Here is a 19,637-nt window from a genome sequence, read left to right on the forward strand (position 1 = left end):
CTACTAGCTCACCGATGGCTTTGAGTAGTCGAAGCTGTAATCGCTTAACTCATCCCAACGATCTCTGTATTGCTGTGGAGCGTCAGCAATAAAATCTCGCCAGAGTGTTTTAGCTTTTTCGTAGTAAGGCACAATCGTTTTCTCGTCGCCAAAGTTATAAAGTAGTGAAATAAGCACAGATGTAACATAAAGTGATTCACCTTCAAGCAACAAGAACAAGTGTGTGTATCGAGGATGGTTTTTAAATGAAAACAAATATCTTAAGCTTTCGAGTAACTGCTTCAAAGCCTCTTTTCTATTTAAAGTTGGTTTTTCCAGAATATCAGCCATTGTATTACACAACTGCTCAAATTCATCAAAATCCAAATAATCAGTTAAACAAACATTTTCATCTAAACCTGAAAATGGCTGTTCTTTTATATGTTTAATGACTTCATTTTTAGAGAAGTTAAATTCTTCTAGTAAAATATCCTGTGATCTCAACGGCATGCTGCCTTTTACAGCCGAACCATCACTACAATTATAACAACTAATGTTAGCGTCTAATTTAGACTCTAAAAAACGCTCCATTTGCACTTTGCCTGTATGCATAAAGTGATCAGTAATTATATCTCCACCAAAATTACCAGGCACAATAAGCTCTCCACCCATTTTCAGTGGTGCATGAATTGTTTTGCCTTCACCAGAGTAGTAATAACTTCCTTTTGAATGATGATGATTAGGATCTTTATAACCATTATCAGTACCAAACAAATAAATATTTTTAAACTCCATACTGCCAAAGAAACTAAGTGCAGTATTACCAACTAATGGGTTGCTATAGCCAATCGTTGTCGTAATACGATTGTTTTTTAAAAACTCTGAAATATGAAATAAAGAGGTACCCGCTTCATTACCTTTCAAAGCCACTCCACACCAACCAAACAAATCAAGTACATTAGGGTACATTACATTTAGAACAAGTAAGTTTATTTTTTGGCGTGTCTTTTCTGGAATAAATGCAGTTAAAAAGTCTTCTGTTGCTTTTGTTCTTTCAAGTGCGACATGAAAATCTGGTGTTATACCTTGCTTTAATAATGATGTAGTCGCTGAATTACACGCAACGATAATAACCTTATCTTTTAGCTTTTTAATCGTATCAATATCGTTATCTAATGAAGGGCCATTCGCTACAATAAAAATAGGATACTGATTGTATTTATCAACAATTTTTTGCGAAGGTTTAAAAAGATTAATGTTTTTTTCTGAGTTATTAACAGTATGGGCTATACTCAATAATGCATCATCAAAAAACCCCCAGCCCATAAAGAATTGATGAAAGTTATCTTTAAATTCAGCAATGAGCTTATTTACTGACTCAGAAGGATAATGTTGAAAAAATAATGCACTTGCTACGCTAAAAGCACCAATATCGTTTGCTCTATTGTACAAGGCTTCATACATTTCTTGTTCTGGCACACCAATAGAAAAATATAGATAGCTGCCAGATTCATCTACTTTATTGAGGAAGCTAGCCCAGTCAAGCGTGAATAAACTCGCAAAAAAATAGTCTTCATTAGGTTCAAAAATACTAATATAGGCGGCATTAAAGTTATCAAAAAAACTCTCCAAATAATAACCTAAACCTACACCAAAAATAATTGCACTGGGTACATATTCAGCGAGCCCGTTAGATTTGTCTAAATCACGCTGGGCTTCGTTATAAATTGAACCAATATCAGCCATCAAATCTATATGAATGAAGTTTGTTTCATTTTTTATGAACTCTAACTGAGTATGATCGACCTTTCCTAATATTGGGTTTTCTAACATACTTTTAATTTGTTCACTAGATTGGAAGTGTGGGTCCTCACTATAAATAGGAACACCAGTGTCATAATCAACAAAATTAGCTGAGCCATTTGGGTTTAGGAATAAATTAAATTTACTGCTTGGCTGATGTGAACTAAATTTCTCAGCAATATCAGGGAAATACTTTTTAAACGCTACAATATTATTTTCAAAAATAACATTCGCTTTTTCTACAAAAGCGTCTTCATTTTGTTGTTTTTTGGAAATCGAATTCAGGGTTACTTCAATCTCGTTTATGGACTTTTGAGCTTCGCGCAGATCATTTTTAGACATGTGTATATTTCTTAAGGTTTTTTTGATTTTTATTGAACTGGGTAATATTTTTATGAACCTGTTTTTTACTAAAATCGACTTTATTAACTATGAAACGATGCCTTTCAACAATAGACTGTAAATGAACAATATTTTCATTTAAAAGAGCTTTGTCCATGCTCTGTATGTTTTCTAGTAATTGTTTATCTAATTTTGTTGCGAGTTCTAAATCTTCACTATTAATTGCGCCCTCTAACAGTTCGATTAACAATTCAAGCTTATCCTGCATGTGCGTTAATACCATTTTCAGACAAAGTTTTTTCTCTTACCTCGTATGGAATTTCATCCCATGCTGATTTTATCTCTTTTAATAAGTTAGAAACCTCAGTGACGATTTCAGGATCGTTTTTTATACTAGCATCTAAGAGACGATCAACCATATAGCTATATAACGAATATAAGTTATCTGAAACATCACCACCAGCGTCAAAATCAAGACAGCCGCGTAAAGCACTAATAATTGCTGATGCTCTTGAAATGTGTTCACTCTTAGCTTCTAGATGCTTTTTCTCAATGGCAACTTTTGCTAAAACCATCTTTTCTATCGCACCAGACATCAACATTTGAATAATTTCATATCTATCAGCACCAGCAACTTGGGTTTTAAGTGCTTCTTTTTGATAGTTTTTTACTTTAGCATTATACATAATTCACCTATTCTATATGAGTACTTATTCGATTCTTAAATGTTTAGTTATCTGAACGAGTAAACCCTGGAAGACTTGCCAATTGTGCGCTTAAGTAGGTTTGAGTTGATTGCATTTGAGCAAGTAACACATCTAAACCAGCATACTGTTCACGCAGCCTTGCCTCCAAAGATTCCATCCGGTACTGATGATTTTCAACATCATCCTCTAATTCCGATATTTGCCCATTCAAGCTATCTTCACGCTGCTTCATGATGCCATCGGAATCTATGTAGTTATTAAGCAACGTTTCAAACTTTGTGGCTATACCATTCTCACCAGCAAAAGCCTTGCCAATATCATCAAAATTATTATCTAATGAATCATTCAAACTTCGAACTAAAGATGACTTTTCTAAGTAACCCTCTTTGTTAACGCCAATGCCTATATCGAAAATACTCTCAAATGGTCCTGCATCTGTTAAATTGGTAGACAATGCATTAACGAGCTGTGAACTCAAAGAACGAATAGTAGAATCGCTATTTAGTGGTTTACCCACGCGCGATTGAAACCCTAATTGACCAATAACGTTGTTATAATTTGTAATTAATTCATCAACTAACGTTGTTGCGCTATCTCGGTCAAAATCAACTGAGAGCTTAGCTATTTCACCATCAACGCTTGCGCGTTTAGCGGTAATAGTCATGTCTTGTACGGCATCTTTGAATGTATTTGTATCATTAGTTATAGTGATACCGTCAACTTTTATTACGGCATCATTTGCGGTGTTTTCTGCAGCTATACCAATACCGCCAGCACCACCGGCATTTGCTACAGTGGATACACTATCAAGTTCAGCGTTATCATTAGTAATAACAAGATCGTTTCCAGTGCCTGTTACTGTAGAAGTCAAAACTAGCTTTGCTTCTGTACCCGTGTTAATAATATTTGCTGTAACACCAAAATTACTATCAGAGCTATTTATCGCATCACGTAAATCAGAAAGAGTAGCGCCTGCATCCAAGGTTAAATCGAAAGTTTTATCTGTGCCTGCTGAAAAAGATAACGTACCACCTGAAGCGCTTACAACATCTTCATTAGTAGCAAATAACCCATCTTCAGATAATGCTCTACTACCTTGAGCAATTGCAACCACCTCTATTTTAAAATCACCTGGTGTTATATCTGAGGTAGGTGTAACAGAGATAAGATCTCCATCATCACTTGTTGGCTGGGTTATATTAGCAACTCGTTTGTTGAAATTATCTGGATCAGCTAATTTTTCAATTGTATCCTGTAACTGCGATAAAGCAGATTTAACTTCACCAATTGCAGATAACTCGACCTGAAGCGCCTCATCCTTCGCCGCAAAGGCATTCATTTTAGGTACATTTTCTGCGTCAACTGAAGCCGAAATAATACTTTCCAAATCAAGACCTGAACCAATACCCGCAGATGTAATAAGAGGCATAATATAATCCTAAATAGCTGAAACGGCTTAAACTGTTTTATTAAACAGTAAACCTTTATTAGTTAGTTTATCGGCAAATTCATCTAAAGCTTTAGCTATTTCCCTAAACTCTTCGGTAGGGATTTCTCTTATTATTTCATCGTTACTTTTATCAAGTACTTTAATAATAGGAAGATCTCCACCATCATCAAACTCAAATTTTAAGTTAGTTGATGTTAACGGGATATACTCATTTAGCCTTTCTAAATTTTCTTTTACTTCGACAAACAAATCTTTATCTTTTTTGCTTTCTTGATCTTCAAGATTTTGAGCATTTTTTAAATCAACAGCTTCTCTTGCTGTTAAACCCGTGCCCTTTTCAATTTTTTCTTCTTTTACTGCATCTTTAATAATAGATGTATTTACAACACTAAGCCCATCTATCGTTTTTTGTGTAGAGTTTAAATCAATCATCTCGGCTACCCTCGAAACATATAATAAGACTATAAGCCACATTTAAACTATTTGCTTAGTCTAAAGTGGCTCATAGTTCAAATCAATTAACCTAAAAGCGATAGCGCTGCTTGTGGACGCTGATTTGCTTGGCTTAAAATTGTTTGACTAGCCTGTTGTAAGATCTGCATCTTAGTTAAGTTAGCTGTTTCTTGCGCAAAATCAGTATCTTGAATTCGTGATTTAGCAGCTGATAAGTTTTCAGATATATTTGATTGGTTACGAATCGTTGATTGGAAACGGTTTTGAACCGCACCTAGCTCGGCACGTTTTTTATCAACTACAGCGATAAGAGAATCCATGCCTGCAAATATTACTTGTGCATTTGCTTGGCTAGATACACTAATAGCTGTCGCTCTAAATGATGCTGCGAAAGTATCCGTAGTGAGAGCAGCACCACCAATGTCTGATGCACCTTCAGCAAGACCTGATAAGCGGTTTCCAGTTACAGCACTTGCCACTACAGCAATACCTGACATTGTAAAGCCACCATTTGCAGATACACTGTTAACTGCAGCAGTAGCACCTACATTTTGCATACTAAAACCAATAGTTTGAACAGCGTCCGCACCAACTTGAAATTGAGCATCATAACTACCGTCTAACAGATTTTGGCCACCGAATGTTGTATCTTCTGCAACACGGTTTACTTCTGATGATAGTGAACGAATCTCTTCTTGAATCGCTAAACGATCTTCATCAGTATTCGAGCCATTTGATGCTTGTTGAGCAAGTGTACGGATACGTTGAAACATTGACGTTACTTCGTCAAGTGCACCCTCAGCAGTTTGTGCGAGTGAAATACCATCGTTAGCATTTCGATTACCCTGATCCAAACCATTAACTTGTGATGTTAAACGGTTTGAAATCTGCATACCTGCAGCATCATCTTTTGCACTGTTTATACGCATACCTGATGATAAACGCTGAAATGATGTATCTAATGCATTACTTGATTTGCTTAATTGTCTTTGTGCGTTCAAAGAACTCACATTACTGTTTACATATAAAGCCATGATAGCCTCCGCTTCAAAGTTCGATGGATTACAACGGGATACCCCTACCCTGTTATAATCCGAGTATTTAGAGTACTGGATTTTTAGTCCTCTAAGTCATTTATCGCCCATTAAAGCAAAAGCTTTAGCTTTATTTGTATTTAATTTTTACTAACCTTAACTTTATTAACCCTGAAGTAAACTAAGTGCCGCCTGAGGGCGCTGATTCGCCTGCCCTAAAATAGTTTGACTTGCCTGTTGTAAAATCTGGTTTTTAGTTAAGTTAGCAGTTTCCATAGCAAAATCAGCATCTTTGATACGCGATTTAGCAGCAGATAAGTTTTCAGAAATATTTGCTTGGTTACGAATCGTTGACTGGAAGCGGTTTTGTACTGCACCTAATTCTGAACGTTTCTTATCAACAACAGCAATCATTGCATCCATACCAGCGAAAACTAATTGTGCATTAACTTGACTTGAAACACTTATATTACTTGCAATAAATGTTGCCGCAAAAGTATCTGTTGCTAAAGCAACTCCACCAATATCAGATACGCCTTCAGCTAACCCTGATAGGCGCTGGCCTGAAACAGCACTTGCGATACCTGCGATACCTGACAAAGTAAACCCACCATTAGCTGATACGCTATTAACTGCAGCAGTCGCACCAACATTTTGCATGCTAAAACCAATTGTTTGGACTGCGTCGGCACCTATTTGAAAGCTTGCTGAGTAACTACCATCAAGCAAATTCTGGCCACCAAATGTTGTATCTGTAGCAATACGATTTACTTCATCTGATAATTGACGTATTTCTTCTTGAATAGCTAGGCGATCTTCGTCAGTATTTGAACCATTTGAAGCTTGTTGTGCAAGCGTTCGAATACGTTGAAATGTAGAGGTAATTTCATCCATTGCACCTTCTGCCGTTTGAGCTAGAGAGATACCATCATTTGCATTTCGATTACCTTGATTCAAACCCAATATTTGCGACTGCAGTCGATCAGATATTTGCAAACCAGCAGCATCATCTGCTGCGCTATTAATGCGAAGGCCTGAAGAAAGGCGTTTAAAAGACGTATCTAAATCACCACCGCTTCTATCAAGCTGTCTTTGTGCATTGAGTGCACTTACATTGGTATTAACATATAAAGCCATAATATACTCTCTTCTTATCTGTCAAAGTTAAGTCACTGTCTCGTTTAAAGAAAGTGGATATTTGACAAAGTGACTAGATATGTAGGCGCTATTTTCTGCCTAGGGGCAGCTATCTGCCACTTTGTAAGTTAATAATAAACTTACAAAGATATTAGCAAGCATTAGGCCAACTTTAATTCAAAGGTTATTAAAGATCGATGTTTCGTTGTGTGGTGTGTTCTGATTTAAAATTGGGCAGGTAAAGGCAGTAGTTGTATAATAAAGAAATAAGGCCCGTTAAGGGCCTTATTATTTGATAAGTTTGAGAGCGGGTAACTGACATAAACTAATGGCATAGTTTATGCTAGTAAATATATGTTCTACAAATGTTAGAACGATTTGGATTAAGGCCTCCGCTGGCAAAATCCTATAGCGCCTTTGTTAATACCCCATTAAGCAAAGGCGCTTTCATTTCTTCTTCGTCAATACTTTGACTAATCTAATTATAAACCTTTCTATTAACCTAGTAAGCTTAATGCTGCTTGTGGGCGCTGGTTTGCTTGACCTAAAATTGTTTGACTAGCCTGTTGTAAAATTTGCATTTTAGTTAAGTTTGCTGTCTCTGAAGCGAAATCTGTATCTTGGATACGCGAACGTGCCGCAGATAAGTTTTCTGAAATATTCGATTGATTACGAATCGTTGATTGGAAACGGTTTTGCACCGCACCTAACTCAGCGCGTTTTTTATCTACTACGGCAATTAAAGAGTCCATACCTGCAAAAACTACTTGTGCATTTGCTTGGCTAGATACACTGATAGCTGTCGCTCTAAATGATGCTGCGAATGTATCTGTTGCTAGTGCAGCACCACCAATGTCTGATGCACCTTCAGCAAGACCTGATAAGCGGTTTCCAGTTACAGCACTTGCCACTACTGCAATACCTGACATAGTAAAACCACCATTAGCTGATACACTGTTTACGGCAGCAGTAGAGCCTATATTTTGCATACTAAAACCAATAGTTTGAACAGCATCTGCACCAACCTGGAATTGAGCATCATAACTACCGTCTAACAAATTTTGGCCACCGAATGTTGTATCTTCTGCAACACGGTTTACTTCTGATGATAGTGAACGAATTTCTTCTTGAATCGCTAAACGGTCTTCATCAGTATTCGAGCCATTTGATGCTTGTTGAGCAAGTGTACGAATACGTTGAAACATTGATGTTACTTCATCAAGGGCACCCTCTGCAGTTTGTGCGAGTGAAATACCATCGTTAGCGTTACGGTTACCTTGATTTAAACCGTTTACTTGTGATGTAAGACGGTCAGAAATTTGTAAACCTGCAGCATCATCTTTTGCACTATTGATACGCATACCAGATGATAAACGTTGGAATGATGTATCAAGTGCATTACCTGAGTTGTTTAATTGTCTTTGTGCGTTTAACGCGCTAACATTTGTATTTACATATAAAGCCATGATGTATCTCCTAAAGTAAACTTATCATTTACTCTCAAACTTATTAAATTAAGCAGTGGTTGTTATTTCAACGCTGTGCTTGGTTAATTAAGTTATCGGTCTAGAAAAAAAATCCTTTAGCTTTTTTTAAAAAAAATCACATTTATTTTTTAATCTATTGAATTTATTAAATTAAAATATAAATAATTTGAATTAATCTATAGATACAAACAATATTACAATTATTTATAAAGTGCTTTTATTTATGAGGTAAGTGATTTATTTGAAAGGAGTGTTTACTTAAAGCGAAGAGTTTTAAAGAGTAAGGCAAAGTATTGCCTTACTCTGAGTTTATTTATAAATAATCAAACAATGATAAGTTAGCCAAACGGCCAAACGTTGCCTGTGATGCCTGAAGTGACGTTTCTTGTTTGGTTAGCTCTGTTATTGCTTCTGTTATATCTATATCAACTAAATCAGATCGTGCTGATTTGTTATTAATATCCAAGTCTGTATTCGATTGCAGTACTTTTTCTGCTGTATTTATTCGCCCACCCAGCCCTGCTTGAGTTAGAGACACATTATTTTTCGCGTTCGTAATTTGAATAAGCGAATCTGCAATAACTTGTTCAAATTCTTCTTCTGTTAACGCAGGATTATTCAGGCCTGCAATAAGTTCGCTCATTGAATTAAGTACATTTTCTTTTTTAGGTGCTTCAAGCGTAATATCAATCTGCCCCGAAGCAACTGGGGTTACACTTATCTCCATCCCAGCAAACTTGATAGTAGAGTCGTTAATATTACCGGTTGCGAGTATAGTCCCTGCTTGCTCTATTTGATAGATATTAGGTGTTCCCACCGTGGTAATCACATTAAGTGTATTGGCACCCACGGCCGCTGCTGGATCAGGGTTATAGTTAGTTTTATGAAACGTATCAAATTGACCTTGTTCCGTTACATACACCTTAGAACTTGTAATACCGCCCGACACAACACCATCGTTAGAGACAACATCTAGCCGGGCGTCCACTTTTTCAAATGCATCAAACCCATTATCACTTGACTTAATATCAACCCCTTCAGCTATTTTAATCATATGCTGGCCTTGGTCGCCACCATACACGTACAAACCCGTAGATGAATCTAATGAGTAAGTCTGCGTATTATCTTGATAGCCAGAAAAAATGTATTTCCCGTCTTCTGTTTTAGAGTTCATTAAATCAAGTACTGTACTTTGAAGCGCTTTAATTTCTTCAGCAAGCCCTTCTCTGTCAGCCGCGCTATATGCACCGTTACCTGATTGAATGGTTAAAGTATGCGCTCTCTCTAATGCGCCTTTTATATTTTCAAGGGCACCTTCTTCTATATTCAAGCGGCTATTAAGCATGGTTATATTTTTACTATACTGCTCATTACTTTGTATTTTATCAGTATATTGAAGTGCGCGAGAAGCTGCTGTAGGATCATCCGACGCCGTTAACACACGTTTTTGAGTATTAACTTGCTCTTGAGCCTTGCTGACATTTTGTTGATTATTCAAAATTGAATTTAAACTACTTTGATACATTAAATTATTTGATAAACGCATAATTACCTCGTAGCTCCAAGTAAAGTGTCAAAAATAGTACTCGCTGTTGCTAGCACTTGTGCAGATGCGGCATAAGACTGTTGAAAGCGTAATAAATTTGCAGCCTCCTCGTCCAGGTTTACGCCTGATAGCGATTCATACCAGGCCTCAGATTGCTGAGCGAGCGCTTCAAACGCATCTCCATTGGTTTTTGCTTGACTTGTAACTACACCAATATCACTTACTAACCCAGCATAAGCTTGATTAAATGTTTTATGGTTGTCTGAATTTGCACCCGCAACAACATTTTGGCGTACTAATTCCCCCTGTTGTAACCCAGCTAACTTTTGACCGTTACGATTATCATCAAAACCACCTTCGTTAAACTCAAGTGTATACGTATCGCCAGTTTCAGGGCTGCCTTCAATATCAAAGTCAAAGCCATATAACTCAAAACCATTACCTGCTTGCTGTAACATGTCTTTTTTCGGTGTAGTTGCTGTAAAAGTACTGGTATTTACACCATCATTTATTGTGTATTCGTTTAGATTAGCGGTTTTAACAAGGGTAATAGGCCCATTTGTAAGTCCTGCCGGTGATGTTGTAAAGCTACCTGTAGTAACATCACTTACTTCACCAACCGTTATAGTAGCATTGCCTATGTTGTTTATATCGTTTGCTGTTCTTATTGGCGCTGCAAGTGCTAAATCTTCACCGCGAGTGGTTGCTAAAGACATATTTGCTGCCGACTCTGAGGTAAGTTTTATTTGAAACTGATCACCGATATTTGCGGTACCGGTTACATTAATTTGTAAACCAAACGAATCATCACTTGTCGTAGATGAGTCAATAACCCCTGCGGTTATATTGGCTGTCGATGGAGTGCCTAGTGGCTCGCCTTTATTATCTATTGGCTGAATTTCGACGGTTGTAGCACTGGTATAGGTCACTATAAAATCACTTGCAGGCAATTTGCTGCCTTTACCAGCTTCAAGCGTAGCAGTCATACTTGAGCTACCCGTATTAGCCGCATAAGCGTAACCACCTACTGTAGGTATATTAAATATATTGCCGCCTAATTCTCCGTTAGCGTCCATACCCAGCTTATTTTGTTCATTAAATGCATCAGCTATCGCTAAGCCCATTTGGCCAATTTGGTTTTGAGCTGGTACAAGCACATCGTCTCTAAATGCCAGTAACCCGCCAATTTTTCCTTTTAATTTAGATACATCAACTTCAAGCGGCACGGCCTTACCACCATTTACATCCAACCTAAGTTCTTTAAAGTTAGGATCAGGATTGCCACGCATTGAAAATAAATTAAATGATCCATTTTGCATCACAACCGCTTCGCCTGTGCCCATAAAAACGAGTTTTTCGCCATTTGGGCCATCAAGTGTTTCAATGTCTATTAGCTCTGATAAGTCGCGTATTGCTTTATCGCGTTCATTGAAGGTTGAGCTTGCATCAGCTTGGTTATTGGTGCCGTTTACAGCTGCTATATCTTGGTTTAATGTACCTATTTTTTGAATTAAACCATTTGCTTCGTCTGTAAATACATCTAGTTGCTCGTTTACAATATTTTTTTGATCGAAAACAATGCCAGAGAGTCTATCCATTTGGTTAACTAGATTTTCAGCATCGGTCATCACCAGCGAGCGAGCAACAGTAGATGAAGGCTGATTAAGCGATTCCTGAACATTATTAAATAACGAGTTAATACTTGTGGATAAGCTGTTTGATTCCTCAGAAAATAAACTATCAACCCGATTTGCCTCTAAAACAAATTGACTAAAAAACGATTTATTAGAGGTGTCACGATTTAGCTGTGACTGAGCAAACTCGTTTAGTAATCGGTATGTTTCACCTCGCCCTACTTGGTTATCAACCATCGTGGTGTGCTCAGTACGCTCACGAACATAGCCTACGGTATTTACATTGGCGATATTTTTACTTGTCGTTTGCAGTAGCTCCGAGCTTGCTCTAACCCCCGAACTGGCAATGTTTAATAAATTAAACGACATATTACTCTACTCCTTGGCGGATCACGTTTGCCGCAATGTCTTTTAGCTGACTGCTATTGAGCACTTTTTTAATTTTGCTGGCATAATTTGGATCGGTTGCATAACCTGCTTTTTGAAGAGAATCTAAAAAGTCATTTGGTTTTGCTGTATTTTGTAATGCTTCTTTGTAGCGTGGGTTTTGCGTTAAAAAATCAACGAAGTCGTTCACGCTATCTTTAATTGAATCGTAGGCTCTAAAGCTGGCTTGTTTTTTAACGGGTGTACCTTGCTCAAACTCAAGCGTTACTTTGCTTGCTTTATCGCCTTCCCAGCTTTTATCTGACTTAATATTAAATAAGTTATTTGAACTGCCACCGTCACTTTTATTAATAATGTGTTTACCCCAACCGGTTTCAAGTGCCGCTTGTGCAACCATGACCGCTGGGTTTAAGCCAATTTTTTGCGCTGCAGTTTTAGCGTGTTCCCACACTGAACTTACAAACTCTTCTGCATTTTTAAATGTTGGGCTATCGGTTTTAGACTCTGCAGTATTAACCTTAGGCTTAGCAATATCAGCTTTAGTGCTATTGACGATAAGATCGGGTTGCTTGTTTTTTTGCTCATGAGGAAGAGCTGAGCCGACTTGCGTATCGCTGAAAATATCGTTGGTTGTTCTAAGCACAGAGCCTGGCATAAAGTTTTTAGATTCAGGCGATAACTGCTGAACAATTAAATCGGCAAGGCCTAACGAGCCATTTGATGAAAGCTCTGTTGAAAGTTGCTGATCGTGCATTTCTTCAAAAAACTTTACGCCACTTGAATTAAATGGGCTGTCTTTGTCTTCAAATGCTTCGTTAGCTTTGCGCATTCCTTTGAGCAACATTTGCGTAAAAATAGCTTCAAATTGTGCGGCCGCTTTTTTGAGCGCAGCTTTGGAAGCATCCGTTGATGCATCGCCACTCGTTAAGGCTTCTTTACGAAGTGAATCTAAGTTGCCTAAATCAAAAAAAGTTTTGTTTATCGAGGTGATTAGTTTCCATCGGCTTTTTGACACAAAATGAATAATGCAGTTAAAAATGCAAAAATTGAGCCACTACAGAATAAAACGAGGAAGATAATAATAATAATTTTAAGTTACTGTAAACAAAAGAGCTCTAGATCTTTGTTTAATCGATATAGAGCTTGTAGTGACACGTTACATGCTTGAGTTTTTAAATAACGATCAACTGACCGTTAATTGCGCCCGCTTCTTTTAGTGCTTCTAAAATAGCCATTAAGTCACCAGGCGCTGCGCCTACTTCGTTTATTGCGCGTACTAAATCGTCAAGGCTTACCCCTGGATTAAATACAAAAGCACGAGAGTCGTCTTGGTTCACATCAATAATGCTTTGCTGTGTGACAACGGTATCACCGTTTGCTAGCGGATTTGGCTGCACTACATTTTGCTGCTCAGCTATGGTGACTGTTAAACCGCCATGGGTCACTGCAGCAGGCTGTAGAGTTACATTTTTACCAATAACAATTGTACCTGTACGCGAGTTAACAATTATTTTTGCCGCCATATCAGCTGGTTTAAACTCTAGGTTTTCGAGTGTTGATAAGTACGATACGCGCTGCGAGGCATCGCGTGGGGCTATAACACGAATAGAAACAGAATCAATTGCCTGCGCACTATTTGGGCCAACCAAATCGTTAATTGTTTTTTCTAGGCGCTTTGCTGTAGTAAAGTCGGGACGGTTTAAGTTAAAGGTAATAAAGTCACCTTGCATAAACGGACTTTCTACGGCACGCTCAACTGTTGCGCCATTGGGAATTCGTCCAACTGTAGGAGTGTTAATTACGACTCTACTTCCATCAAGGCCCTCTACGCCTAGGCCTCCCACAATTAAACTACCTTGTGCAATTGCATACACGTTACCATCTACACCCTTTAAAAAAGTTTGTAATAAGGTGCCACCACGTAAACTGCCTGCACTACCAATAGAAGAAACCGTAATATCTATTGTTTGCCCGGGCTTTCTAAATGCAGGTAATTCTGCATGAACAGCAACCGCGGCCACATTTTTAATTTTAGGACTTTGAGTCGAAGGTAGCGTAATACCAAAACTATTCAACATGCCTCTAAAGCTTTGTTGTGTGTATGAGTTTTGCTCTCCAGTGCCCGGTAAGCCAACAACTAAACCATAACCAACTAGTTGGTTAGAGCGCACGCCTTCAACCATAGACACATCTTTTATGCGCTCGGCACTCGCAGTAAACTGCCAACCTAATAACACAACTAAACATAAAGCTTTAAGGCTATTCATGTTGTTACCCTCTAAAATGGAAACAGCGAACTGCTAAAGAAACGTGTAAGCCAACCGGCACTTTGTGCCTCTTGTGTTTGCCCTTTACCTGAGTATTGAATACGTGCATTAGCAATACGATTTGATTCAACCGTATTATCAGCGCTTACATCTTGAGGGCGTACTAGCCCTTCTAAACGAATAAACTCTTCGCCGGTATTAAGCGTTAGCCATTTTTCACCGCGAATCACTAAATTGCCGTTAGGTAAAACGCGCATTACATTAACCGAAATATCGCCCACTAAACTGTTTGATTGGTTTGACTTTGAATCGCCTGTAAACGAAGAATCGCTGCCAATACCAAACTGAATGCTGTCTCTGCCTATATTGACAGGTAAGCCACCTAGGCCAATTACAGGGTCTAAGCTTACATCAGTTTGTTTATCTGTCTCTGTTTTAGCAGCTTTGGTTGCTTGAGTAGACTCTTGCAACTTAACCGTAATTATATCGCCAGTACGTAACGCTTTTTTGTCAGAATATAAATCGTTTGATGTGTGAGTATTAAACAATGAACCTGTGGCTACCAACGGCTCTAAAATAGGCTCGGGGTACATAGGTGCGTAGTAAGGGTCGTCTTGCACTACTTCACTATTTTGCGTTGACATACAGCCACTTAAAAATAATGTGCCCGCTGCAAATAAAATAATATTACGCATAATTCCCCCTACTCTATTAAAGTTGTTGGTTGATGTAACTCATCATTTCGTCAACGGCCGAAATTACTTTTGAGTTCATTTCGTATATACGCTGAGTCTCAATTAGGTTTACTAGTTCTTCGGTCACATTTACGTTTGAAGTTTCGAGTGAACCTTGAATAATGCTACCTAACCCTTCAACACCAGGATTACCTTGTACCGGCGCACCACTTACAGCGGTTTCGGTATAAAGGTTTTGCCCAACTGGCTCAAGGCCCGATGGATTAATAAAGTCGCTAATAGTAAGCTGACCAATAACCACGTTATCGGCTTGACCTGCAACGCGTACTGATACTTCCCCGTCTTGCGAAACCGTAATTGATTGCGCGTCATCAGGTACATTCATTTCAGGCTGAATAACATAACCTGCGCCCGATGTAACAATTCGTCCATCGCCATCAGTAGTAAACTGACCATTACGCGAGTAAGCAATATTGCCATCTGGCTGCAGCACTTCAAAAAAACCCTCACCAGAAATCATCCAATCTAATGAGTTCTCTGTGGTCAGCATGTTACCTTGCGTAAACTCTTTTTGGTTGGCTACAACGCGAGCGCCCGCACCGAGCATCAAGCCTGACGGCATTTCAGTATCTTGCGATGAACGACCACCTGGTTGATTAATATTTTGATAAAGTAAATCTTCAAATATAGCGCGGCTTTTTTTGTAACCTACGGTACTCGCATTCGCTAAGTTATTTGAGATAACCGATATATCGGTTTGTTGAGCGTCTAGCCCAGTTTTACTGATCCATAATGCTGGATTCATAATCTTGTCCTCACTTTAAAGTTAAACTATGCGTAATAACTGATCTTGACGCTCGTCAATTTCTTCAGCTGTTTTCATTAATTTTACTTGTAATTCAAATTGACGCTGGTGGCTTATCATATCGACCATTTCGTGAACAGGATTCACGTTCGACATTTCTAAAGCACCACTTAAAACTTTTACATTTGCAGAGGTATCAACGGTTTCATTTGCTTTTGGTCTAAATAAACCATCGTTACCTTTTTCGAGCTGTGAGCTATTTGCTTCAACCACTCTAAGCGTGTCTATTTCTTCTAAAAAGTTAGCGGGAGCGCCTTGCGGTCGAACTTGAATAGCGCCATCTTGGCTAAACCCTATTTTTTCGACTGGGACGGGTAAAATAACAGGTCCCCCTTCGCCAATAACTTGACGACCATGGCTGGTTACGAGCATGCCTTGAGCAGTAATGTTTAGCGTACCCACTTTTGTGTAGGCTTCATTACCAGAGGCATCTTGCACTGCAAGCCATGCGTTATCGCTCATCGCGATATCTAAGTCACGGCCAGTTTCAACAATGCCACCCGATACCATATTAGAACCCGGGCGCTCTTGCATTGAAAATACACGTGTCGGCAAACCTTCGCCAAACGCTTGCATAGAGCGCGCCTGAGCAAAGTCGGCTTTAAAACCCGTTGTATTTGCGTTTGCCAAATTATTGGCTTTTAAAGCAAGCCCTTGTAGGCTTTGCTTAGCGCCAGAGGCCGCAATGTAGACCATTTTGTCCATAGTATCGACTCACATAAAAAATCTCTGAACTTACAAATGCAAAATAGATGCCAGATTAAATTTGACGCAACATTGAGAAGTATTTAGAAGGGCTTACAAAGAGGGCTTATAAAAAAGGCTGCAAAAATGCAGCCTAATATATTTAATGGGGTTTAGCTTATCGAATCTGCAAAATACTTTGCTGAATAGTTGAGTTAACTTCAAGCGCACGTGAGTTTGCTTGGTAATTACGCTGTGCAGTGATTAAGTCTACAAGTTCATTGGTGAGGTTAGTATTAGATTGCTCTAGTGCGGATGAGTTAATACTACCAAATGTGCCAGATCCGGCTTCACCTGCAACAGGTTCACCTGAATCAATACTTTGCTTCCAGCCTGTATCGCCTACTTGTGATAAGCCCTGCGAGTTAGGGAAGCGAACCATAGCTACCTGGCCTAAATAAGTTGAATCACCGTTACTATAAGAAGCGACAATTTTACCGTCTGTGCCTATATCAATACCAGCTAAACGGCCGACTGTAGAACCATCTTGATCAAGTGCTTTTACCTCAAAACCACTTGAATACTGAGTTGGGATACGTCCCGCTGTGTTGTTTTCATCGCGCCAGTTAAGCTCAATACCTGTGCCCGGAAATGTTGCACCATTGTCTAGCAATGTTGATAAACCAGTACCAGCACCGGCAGGTAGTAATATTTCATCAAAAGTAGTTGTATTTGTATTTGCCACACCACCTGTTGTTGATGGTAAACCACTTGAGTTAAAACCTAGTGTTGTAAGGGGTACATAAGGTGTTGTTGTTTGTTCTCCACCTGTTGCTCCATCTACTACTTTGCCATCAAGTGTGGCATATACATCCCAGCTATTATCTATCCCACCTGAGGCTGCATCGTCTTCTTTTACAAAAAAGTATTGTAAAATGTGCGGTTCACCTAATGAATCATATACTGTAGTTGACGTAGAAGAATTGTAGGTGCCATTAGATGTTGGATCAAAATCAAGGCCGGTTGCAGATGCTGTTGCATCTAGATTAAACGACAAAAACACATTCTCTGTTGCACGAGGAGAACCTGACGAATCCGGAATTTGAATTGGATCTGTTGTACTCAAACTCACTGAGGTTGTATCGCCTGACGATGAGTCAACTGGAAATGCTTGTAAAAAGTTACCTTTAGCATCAACCATAAAGTTATCTTGGTTAAGCTTAAATGCACCAGCTCGCGTATAAGTTAAGTCTTGCGATGAAATATCATCAGTCATCGCAAAATAACCTTCACCAGTGATTGCTAAATCAAGTGAGTTATTTGTAAATTGCAGTGAGCCTTGGTGAAATTGCTGTGCCACCATGGTTGTTTGCACACCATCACCATTTTTAGTTTTACCAGAGCTAAATACTGATGAAGCGTAAACATCGGCAAACTCAGCGCGTGACTCTTTAAAACCTGTGGTATTAACGTTTGCAATATTATTTGCAGTTACATCTAAATCTTTTTGAGCGGCAGCAAGGCCGGTTAATGCAATATTAAAGCTCATAATTCACCTCTAACCTATTAATCTGTGGCCTGCTGGCAGGCGAAAATACTAAAATTTATTACGCGATTTCTGCGACATCTATCAGCCTAACCGCACCTTCTTTAGTGTTAATAATAATGCCACTTGAGCCATTAATATTAACACTTTCAATGTTTTTGAATGTTGCAATAGGTAAGCTTGAAAATTCACCGCCGGAACTTCCTTCAGCGGTTACAGAGTATTCACCTTCAGGTAAACGCTCACCGGCTTCGTTTTTACCATCCCATGCAAAGCGGACTGCTCCTGCTGGTTGAGAACCCATATCAATGGTTCTTACTAATTGCCCTGATGCGTCTGTCACTTTAATTTTTAAGTTATCAACTGCCTCAGTTGCAACTGCAGAGCCTTTAGCATCACCTGTTTCATTTAAATCAAGAGTGTTTGACTCTAGTAAAGCTTGCTTGCCAACAAGTGTTGATGCTTGCAATGCTGAATTTGATGTCATCGAAGTCGCTAAGCTATCAAAATTTGAGTTTAAATCACTGATACCTTGCGCCATCGTAAAGCTCGTCATTTGAGCAATCATTTGATCATTATCCGCAGGGTTACTGGGATCTTGAAATGACAACTGCTGGGTTAACAAAGAGAAAAAATCTTCTTGTGTTAACGCATCACTCTCATTATCGCTGGTCGCCACTTGCGTTTCTTGCCAACGTATTGAGTCTAAATAGGGTGAAGACGTACTTATATCGTTACTCATAACCGACCCTCAGTTACCGCTGCCCTAGCAACAGTGTTTTACTTAGCATTTGCTTTGCTGCATCAGCAACTTGCACGTTTGTTTGATAAGATCGAGAGGCAGAAATCATATTTGCCATCTCCTCTACAACATTAACGTTGGGTTTGTAGATATAGCCATTTTCATCCGCACTTGGATGGTTTGGGTTATATTCAATTTGTAATGGTGCATTGCTTTCAACAATGCCCAAAACTTTAACACCAACTGCGGAGCCCTGTTGGTTACTTACTGATGCTGACGCTTTTGTTAGCTCAGCCGCAAATACAGGTTGACGCGCTCGGTACGTCTTGTCTTGAGATGAACTAATGGTATTAGCATTAGAAATATTACTAGCTGTAGTATTTAAGCGAACGTTTTGTGCGCTCATACCCGAACCTGCAATATCAAAAACATTATATAAACTCATAATTTTTATCCTTGACTACCGAGAGCTTTATTCAGGCCTTTAAATTTGCCGCTTAAAAATTGTAAGCTGGCCTGATACTCCATAGCATTCTGTGTATACAAGTTTCGTTCCACCTGTATATCAACCGAGTTACCATCACCTGTATCTGATTGATTTGGAAGACGAAACATTTCTGAATTACCCACATTACGAGTACCACCACCGATATGTTTATCGTTGGTTCTTACCATCGTATTGCCGCTTTGCTGGGTTGACTTTGCCGCTTTTAATGCTGAGGCAAAATCAATATCTTTTGCTTTATAGCCAGGCGTATCAGCGTTAGCTATATTAGTTGCAATTAATTCTGCTCGCTGTGAACGGATCAACATGGCTTGCGGATGCACACCTAATACTTTATCAAAACTGATAGCCATAACCTTCTCCAAAAAATTGAC

19 protein-coding genes are annotated in these 19,637 nt (G+C 38.8%); all 19 read right to left on the reverse strand.

Annotated elements, in window-relative coordinates; all coding sequences use genetic code 11:
• Window positions 1–3 precede the first annotated feature (3 nt).
• Complete coding sequence (locus P20652_RS09085; RefSeq protein WP_008168820.1) at window positions 4–2,124, reverse strand: 6-hydroxymethylpterin diphosphokinase MptE-like protein; 2,121 nt, start codon at window positions 2,122–2,124, stop codon at window positions 4–6.
• On the reverse strand, window positions 2,117–2,392 hold the full coding sequence (locus tag P20652_RS09080; protein ID WP_033017482.1) for a hypothetical protein: 276 nt from the start codon (window positions 2,390–2,392) through the stop codon (window positions 2,117–2,119). Before P20652_RS09080 ends, P20652_RS09085 begins: the two co-directional genes overlap by 8 nt.
• The gene (gene fliS, locus P20652_RS09075) at window positions 2,382–2,810 is read right to left on the reverse strand and encodes a flagellar export chaperone FliS (protein ID WP_008168823.1); all 429 of its coding nucleotides are present in this window, start codon (window positions 2,808–2,810) and stop codon (window positions 2,382–2,384) included. The genes P20652_RS09080 and fliS overlap by 11 nt, the downstream gene beginning before the upstream one ends.
• A gap of 43 nt (window positions 2,811–2,853) precedes the next feature.
• On the reverse strand, window positions 2,854–4,260 hold the full coding sequence (gene fliD, locus P20652_RS09070) for a flagellar filament capping protein FliD (RefSeq protein ID WP_008168824.1): 1,407 nt from the start codon (window positions 4,258–4,260) through the stop codon (window positions 2,854–2,856).
• 27 nt (window positions 4,261–4,287) lie between these two features.
• The gene (locus P20652_RS09065; protein ID WP_008168825.1) at window positions 4,288–4,713 is read right to left on the reverse strand and encodes a flagellar protein FlaG; all 426 of its coding nucleotides are present in this window, start codon (window positions 4,711–4,713) and stop codon (window positions 4,288–4,290) included.
• Window positions 4,714–4,799: 86 nt separating this feature from the next.
• Window positions 4,800–5,768 carry a flagellin gene (locus P20652_RS09060; protein WP_008168826.1) on the reverse strand — a complete coding sequence of 323 codons (969 nt, stop codon included), beginning with the start codon at window positions 5,766–5,768 and terminating at the stop codon, window positions 4,800–4,802.
• Window positions 5,769–5,933: 165 nt separating this feature from the next.
• Window positions 5,934–6,905 carry a flagellin gene (locus P20652_RS09055; protein WP_008168827.1) on the reverse strand — a complete coding sequence of 324 codons (972 nt, stop codon included), beginning with the start codon at window positions 6,903–6,905 and terminating at the stop codon, window positions 5,934–5,936.
• Window positions 6,906–7,402: 497 nt separating this feature from the next.
• Entirely contained in the window at window positions 7,403–8,371 is a 969-nt protein-coding gene (locus P20652_RS09050) for a flagellin (RefSeq protein ID WP_008168828.1), read from the reverse strand.
• Between the two features lie 334 nt (window positions 8,372–8,705).
• Entirely contained in the window at window positions 8,706–9,938 is a 1,233-nt protein-coding gene (gene flgL / locus P20652_RS09045) for a flagellar hook-associated protein FlgL (RefSeq protein ID WP_008168829.1), read from the reverse strand.
• 2 nt (window positions 9,939–9,940) lie between these two features.
• Window positions 9,941–11,941: a flagellar hook-associated protein FlgK gene (gene flgK, locus P20652_RS09040; protein WP_008168830.1), complete on the reverse strand. Its 2,001-nt coding sequence runs from the start codon at window positions 11,939–11,941 to the stop codon at window positions 9,941–9,943.
• A 1-nt stretch (window position 11,942) separates the two neighbouring features.
• Window positions 11,943–12,974 (reverse strand): flagellar assembly peptidoglycan hydrolase FlgJ, encoded by a 1,032-nt coding sequence (flgJ, locus tag P20652_RS09035; protein ID WP_008168831.1) that lies wholly within the window; start codon window positions 12,972–12,974, stop codon window positions 11,943–11,945.
• 157 nt (window positions 12,975–13,131) lie between these two features.
• Window positions 13,132–14,226 carry a flagellar basal body P-ring protein FlgI gene (locus tag P20652_RS09030; protein WP_008168832.1) on the reverse strand — a complete coding sequence of 365 codons (1,095 nt, stop codon included), beginning with the start codon at window positions 14,224–14,226 and terminating at the stop codon, window positions 13,132–13,134.
• 11 nt (window positions 14,227–14,237) lie between these two features.
• Window positions 14,238–14,921 carry a flagellar basal body L-ring protein FlgH gene (gene flgH / locus P20652_RS09025; protein ID WP_008168833.1) on the reverse strand — a complete coding sequence of 228 codons (684 nt, stop codon included), beginning with the start codon at window positions 14,919–14,921 and terminating at the stop codon, window positions 14,238–14,240.
• Window positions 14,922–14,937: 16 nt separating this feature from the next.
• Entirely contained in the window at window positions 14,938–15,726 is a 789-nt protein-coding gene (gene flgG / locus P20652_RS09020; RefSeq protein WP_008168834.1) for a flagellar basal-body rod protein FlgG, read from the reverse strand.
• Window positions 15,727–15,747: 21 nt separating this feature from the next.
• On the reverse strand, window positions 15,748–16,491 hold the full coding sequence (locus P20652_RS09015; protein ID WP_008168835.1) for a flagellar basal body rod protein FlgF: 744 nt from the start codon (window positions 16,489–16,491) through the stop codon (window positions 15,748–15,750).
• Window positions 16,492–16,648: 157 nt separating this feature from the next.
• Window positions 16,649–18,019, reverse strand: a complete 1,371-nt coding sequence (flgE, locus tag P20652_RS09010; protein WP_008168836.1) for a flagellar hook protein FlgE — start codon at window positions 18,017–18,019, stop codon at window positions 16,649–16,651.
• A 58-nt stretch (window positions 18,020–18,077) separates the two neighbouring features.
• Entirely contained in the window at window positions 18,078–18,758 is a 681-nt protein-coding gene (locus tag P20652_RS09005) for a flagellar hook assembly protein FlgD (protein WP_008168837.1), read from the reverse strand.
• 13 nt (window positions 18,759–18,771) lie between these two features.
• Entirely contained in the window at window positions 18,772–19,203 is a 432-nt protein-coding gene (flgC, locus tag P20652_RS09000) for a flagellar basal body rod protein FlgC (RefSeq protein ID WP_007581860.1), read from the reverse strand.
• A gap of 5 nt (window positions 19,204–19,208) precedes the next feature.
• Window positions 19,209–19,616 carry a flagellar basal body rod protein FlgB gene (gene flgB, locus P20652_RS08995; protein WP_008168838.1) on the reverse strand — a complete coding sequence of 136 codons (408 nt, stop codon included), beginning with the start codon at window positions 19,614–19,616 and terminating at the stop codon, window positions 19,209–19,211.
• Between the last annotated feature and the right edge of the window lie 21 nt (window positions 19,617–19,637).

This window comes from Pseudoalteromonas sp. BSi20652, from assembly GCF_000239855.1.
Lineage (GTDB): Bacteria > Pseudomonadota > Gammaproteobacteria > Enterobacterales > Alteromonadaceae > Pseudoalteromonas.

Bases quoted from the DNA above. Each gene is read 5' to 3' on its own strand.
- P20652_RS09085 (WP_008168820.1), bottom strand. From the start codon at position 2,124: ATGTCTAAAAATGATCTGCGCGAAGCTCAAAAGTCCATAAACGAGATT.
- P20652_RS09080 (WP_033017482.1), bottom strand. From the start codon at position 2,392: ATGCAGGATAAGCTTGAATTGTTAATCGAACTGTTAGAGGGCGCAATT.
- fliS (WP_008168823.1), bottom strand. From the start codon at position 2,810: ATGTATAATGCTAAAGTAAAAAACTATCAAAAAGAAGCACTTAAAACC.
- fliD (WP_008168824.1), bottom strand. From the start codon at position 4,260: ATGCCTCTTATTACATCTGCGGGTATTGGTTCAGGTCTTGATTTGGAA.
- P20652_RS09065 (WP_008168825.1), bottom strand. From the start codon at position 4,713: ATGATTGATTTAAACTCTACACAAAAAACGATAGATGGGCTTAGTGTT.
- P20652_RS09060 (WP_008168826.1), bottom strand. From the start codon at position 5,768: ATGGCTTTATATGTAAACAGTAATGTGAGTTCTTTGAACGCACAAAGA.
- P20652_RS09055 (WP_008168827.1), bottom strand. From the start codon at position 6,905: ATGGCTTTATATGTTAATACCAATGTAAGTGCACTCAATGCACAAAGA.
- P20652_RS09050 (WP_008168828.1), bottom strand. From the start codon at position 8,371: ATGGCTTTATATGTAAATACAAATGTTAGCGCGTTAAACGCACAAAGA.
- flgL (WP_008168829.1), bottom strand. From the start codon at position 9,938: ATGCGTTTATCAAATAATTTAATGTATCAAAGTAGTTTAAATTCAATT.
- flgK (WP_008168830.1), bottom strand. From the start codon at position 11,941: ATGTCGTTTAATTTATTAAACATTGCCAGTTCGGGGGTTAGAGCAAGC.
- P20652_RS09030 (WP_008168832.1), bottom strand. From the start codon at position 14,226: ATGAATAGCCTTAAAGCTTTATGTTTAGTTGTGTTATTAGGTTGGCAG.
- flgH (WP_008168833.1), bottom strand. From the start codon at position 14,921: ATGCGTAATATTATTTTATTTGCAGCGGGCACATTATTTTTAAGTGGC.
- flgG (WP_008168834.1), bottom strand. From the start codon at position 15,726: ATGAATCCAGCATTATGGATCAGTAAAACTGGGCTAGACGCTCAACAA.
- P20652_RS09015 (WP_008168835.1), bottom strand. From the start codon at position 16,491: ATGGACAAAATGGTCTACATTGCGGCCTCTGGCGCTAAGCAAAGCCTA.
- flgE (WP_008168836.1), bottom strand. From the start codon at position 18,019: ATGAGCTTTAATATTGCATTAACCGGCCTTGCTGCCGCTCAAAAAGAT.
- P20652_RS09005 (WP_008168837.1), bottom strand. From the start codon at position 18,758: ATGAGTAACGATATAAGTACGTCTTCACCCTATTTAGACTCAATACGT.
- flgC (WP_007581860.1), bottom strand. From the start codon at position 19,203: ATGAGTTTATATAATGTTTTTGATATTGCAGGTTCGGGTATGAGCGCA.
- flgB (WP_008168838.1), bottom strand. From the start codon at position 19,616: ATGGCTATCAGTTTTGATAAAGTATTAGGTGTGCATCCGCAAGCCATG.